This is a genomic window from Gluconobacter sp. GP1 (assembly GCF_032913585.1).
Classification (GTDB): Bacteria; Pseudomonadota; Alphaproteobacteria; order Acetobacterales; family Acetobacteraceae; genus Gluconobacter; species Gluconobacter cerinus.
This window is the reverse complement of record NZ_JASGXC010000019.1, coordinates 1-3,996: the sequence shown is the minus strand read 5'-3', so window position 1 is coordinate 3,996 and position 3,996 is coordinate 1. Positions and strand designations below refer to the sequence as shown.

Annotated in this window: 5 protein-coding genes; 4 read left to right on the top strand and 1 reads right to left on the bottom strand. The window is 55.7% G+C overall.

The genetic code is table 11. The features are described from left to right. Positions 1–143: 143 nt before the first annotated feature. Positions 144–590 carry a hypothetical protein gene (locus R5H23_RS16305; protein WP_317216076.1) on the top strand — a complete coding sequence of 149 codons (447 nt, stop codon included), beginning with the start codon at positions 144–146 and terminating at the stop codon, positions 588–590. A gap of 41 nt (positions 591–631) precedes the next feature. Here the strand turns inward: R5H23_RS16305 and R5H23_RS16300 are convergent, their stop codons facing one another. Continuing rightward, positions 632–841 carry a hypothetical protein gene (locus R5H23_RS16300; protein WP_317216075.1) on the bottom strand — a complete coding sequence of 70 codons (210 nt, stop codon included), beginning with the start codon at positions 839–841 and terminating at the stop codon, positions 632–634. 380 nt (positions 842–1,221) lie between these two features. On the opposite strand from R5H23_RS16300, the gene R5H23_RS16295 reads away from it, so the two are divergent. The 3 genes from R5H23_RS16295 to R5H23_RS16285 all read left to right on the top strand — a co-directional run bounded on the left by R5H23_RS16295 (position 1,222) and on the right by R5H23_RS16285 (position 3,716). After that, on the top strand, positions 1,222–1,932 hold the full coding sequence (locus tag R5H23_RS16295; RefSeq protein WP_317216074.1) for a hypothetical protein: 711 nt from the start codon (positions 1,222–1,224) through the stop codon (positions 1,930–1,932). A 1-nt stretch (position 1,933) separates the two neighbouring features. Beyond that, a complete protein-coding gene (locus tag R5H23_RS16290) occupies positions 1,934–2,821 on the top strand; it encodes a hypothetical protein (RefSeq protein ID WP_317216072.1) in 888 nt (295 codons plus the stop codon). A gap of 64 nt (positions 2,822–2,885) precedes the next feature. Then, positions 2,886–3,716, top strand: coding sequence for a hypothetical protein (locus R5H23_RS16285; protein ID WP_317216071.1), 831 nt, complete (start codon positions 2,886–2,888; stop codon positions 3,714–3,716). Positions 3,717–3,996: the final 280 nt, after the last annotated feature.

The window sequence follows — 3,996 nt, the reverse complement described above, 5'->3', positions numbered from 1 at the left end:
CCGAGCCTGCGATGTGAAGATGGCTGAGCATGAACGCCTCCGCGAAACCAGAACCTGGCTTCTGATAGCACGAAGCCGGGGTAGGACAGAGAGGAGAACAAACACTGTCCAACGCAGGCCGGAAATGTGTTAACGAAGACTGAATGCCGATCCGACCGGAACTGAAAGCGCTTTACCCTCCCAACTGGCCCGAACTGAGCCGACAGGTGCGGTTCGAGCGGGCAGGGGGTGTCTGTCAGCGCTGCGGTCGGCCGCATGGACATCATCTTCAGGTGCTGCCGGGTGGCCGGTGGAAGCATCCGGAGACGGGGCACTGGTTCAATGGCCGGGGCAGGCGCATCTCGCCTCCGGACCTGATCGAGCACCTGCAAATACGACAGACGAAGGTGGTTCTGGCAGCGGCCCATCTGAATCATGATCCCACCAGCAACCGGCTGCGCAATCTGCGTGCCCTCTGTCAGCGCTGCCATCTGCTGCACGACCGGATGTATCATCTGGCTCAACGACGCCTGACCTTCCGACGGCGCCTGGCGCTTGGGGATCTGTTCGAAGGACTGTATCGGGCCGGGGTCACACGCCTGGGGCTATAGAAACCCTGATCGGCGTATGATCCGGCCTTCTGAGCGTCAGATCAGGCGGCGGCTTCAATCGTGACGTCTGCGCTCGCGAGGCGAGGGAACCGGCGCATCACGCCCTCTGCGCTGTCTGCATGCACCAAGATTGTGCCGTGTCCTTCCTTGAGGAACGTCTCCAGAGACGCGTCGTCACGAACACAGTGAACGAAACCCTGGTCTTCAGCACGGGCGAGGGCGCGGCTGTCGCCATAAAGAACTCTGGTCATGTCTGCTTCTCCAATCTGAGACCTTGATGATGCGGCGGAGGAAGCCCGCTGCCAGACAACGGTATCGCGGGCGGTTGTGAGTGCAGTAAGACTAGCAGGTGTCCCGAACTCGACTTTCGCGAGTTCGACTGCCGCTCGTTAAAGCCGATTTCTGGCAATTGGGAGCGTTGTAGTCGACACGCTAAGGCGCACTTCAAGGAGTTTTAGAGAAGTTCGCGCAGTGCGCTTACCTCTGTAGTATGTGACACAGTGTTCCTTCCGGTACAGAATATAAGCGCCGGTGCGGAGGCGCGTCGACGTGACGGACACACTCTGATAAGCGGCCTCGCGTTGGTGGTTTACTGGGCATGGCTCGCCGTTGTTGAAAGGTTCGTATAGTTTTGAAGCACCAGCATTATGATCATCGGTTCTTGATTCTCTCCCGGTACTTTGATGAGTGTTTTCACGAGCAAATGTACTACGTGTTTGTAGAGGAGGTTGGACCGATAAATCCGGACGGGATAATGCGCCCAGACGAAAGGCCATTCGACAATAATATCATAAACGAGACACTCAGAGATCGGTCCTGGCGCATTCGCGCCAGCGGTATCAAAGTCGAAGAGTTCCAGCAGAACATGTCCGAGTTCGCAGTATTGGACCACGATAACGTTACAGACAATCAGCGCAGGCAACGGAAGACTCAGCTGAACGAGGTATTTGATGGCAAACCGCTCCCTATTCTTGACATTTATATTGGGTCGAAGGATGCGGATTATCAATATTACAGAAATACCATTAACCCTGGAGCGTGGTATTTTGTAGGCGTAAGACAACCTTCAGATACAGGGATTCCCATCTTTATTGGTGCTCCAGAGTTGTCCGCTGACCAGTATATTCAGGGCAGCCTTGTATTATTGGATACCGTACCACTCCTGACAGAATACTCGCTTAGGGACATATTCTCTCTGGTGCACATCCCTGACGCTGATTTTGGAGAAGACACTGGCGGCTCAACGGAACCGCTCCCCCCTGAGCCCGGTGTTGGGCCTGAACCAGGCCGTTCGGAGCAGCCTGATCTGGATCCCTCGACACTCAGGAACGTAGGACGCTAAAATGAGTGATCGCCCCAGAGAAGCCATTACGAGCCCGGACGTGGTCAATATTTCCGGAATTCAGCCATTGTCGGCTGCATCGGAAATTCTAGGTGTGCGCGTTTTCGATGTCGGACAAGGAGACTCGATAGCTATACTGGCGGATATGGGAGGCACCAACCTGGTGCCGCTTCAACTTGACTACGGTGGCAACGCATACAACCCCTTCGATCAAGACGCAGACGTCGATGCCAAAATGCCAGTGTCCCAGAATACGCTTCTGATGCTGACGCACTGGGACGAGGATCACTGGAAGTCGGCATCGAGAGGAAGCCAGGCAAAGAGAGCCAAATGGCTGGTACCACGCCAATTGACCTCACCGCGGGCGGTGACATTTTCTGCGACAGTCGACGACATGCATTGCATTCCCGAAACACATGTCGGTCGATCAATTTCCTTCGTCGCTCAAAACGGCGACCGCATTCTTGCCCAGAAAATTGGTGCGTTCCCCGGAGCATTTGCCAAGGGCGAGGATTGCAATAAGAGCGGCGTCGCGCTCGCCATTGTTCATGGTACGGGCAATAACGCCGAAGCCATCCTGCTTCCGGGTGATGCTCCTTTCGATAAGATCGCTTCCTTTGTCAGTTTGGAGAAGCAAGGCGTAAAGCTCAGGGCAATTGTTGCCTTTCATCATGGCGCAGCGACACACTGGACTAATTTTACCAAAGATCTACTGAGAAATTGGCCTAAAGCTGCTACTTTAGACGTGATATTCTCCTGCTCGTATCCCAATGCCTACGGCCATCCGGACGAAAATCGATACAGAACCCTCTTGCCGGGAGCAACTTTCCACAAGACTCCCGATCTGCGCGAAAGCCCAAAAGCGGCGTTCATGGACATCCTGTTCTGACACGCGGGCGAGAAGGCTAGGTATTCAATCCCATGTTTTGATGGGTTGGATTGATAACGTTAGCGTGGCCCCGAAACGGGAGAATGATCCCGGATCTCGAGCGTCCCGATACTTCGTCTTTCCATGGCGGCTACGCTCGGACGTCCCTTTTGTGGTGATTGCCTTGACGACACTCATTCCTCTTTGCGTCCCGTTTGAGCGCCGTAAGGCAGCAGCCCGGGCCGGTGCCACGTTTAACGGGGAGCAGAAGTGCTGGATGGTGCAGCGGGACAAGCTCGATGCTCTCCTGCCTTTCGTCCCTTACCGGTATCGGCCGGACCGCAAGGCCCCCTACATCCGTCCGTGGATGGTGCCGCAGGCTCTGTGGGGCTTTAATCTGCGCGCCTTCCTGGCGCCCGAAGACTGGAGCCGGATCCGGAAGGATGCCTATGCCCGCTCCGGGTCCCGTTGCCGGGTGTGCGGAGGACGGGGTCCCCAATGGCCGGTCGAAGCTGACGAAGGGTGGGCCTATGACGACGAGCGGCGGATCCAGACCCTCAAAGGGGTGATTTCCCTCTGCCCTGACTGCCATGGCGTGCGTCACTGGGGAAAGACCATGACCGAGGGCAGGCAGGATGCTGCTTTGGCCTGGATGGCAGAGGTGAATGGCTGGAGTCACACCGACGCGGCGCGGTGCGGAGACCAGGCCATGAAGCAGTGGCATACGCGCAGCCGCCATACTGACTGGCAGTGCGACATCTCCTGGGCAATCAAAACCTACAGTGTTGAGCCGATCAAGGACGGCGAAACGCTGGCCCGCGATCTCAACAAGAAATTCATGCGGCAGGCTGAGGCGCGCGTTGGCGTCAAGGCCGGGCACGTCACGCACATCGAACATCTGTTCCATGAAGGATAAAGGTCGAGTGCTAATGCCTAGCGGTCGTCGCACATAATTGGAGTGAAGGCAGAAAACATCGTCGACCTGCTCCAGGTCAGCACCTTAGAAAGGCCTTTTAAGGATGATCTCATGCATCACACCCTATGTCCGATAATGTAGATTAACGGATGTAAATCTACCTTGTCAGGCTTGCTGAGAACGGTCGGCCCAATGAGACAGGGAAGGGCGCTCTTAGGTAAGTTCAAGGCAATAGAAATTCTACCATGTAAAGCATCCGTTTACATTAGCAACGTAAAGC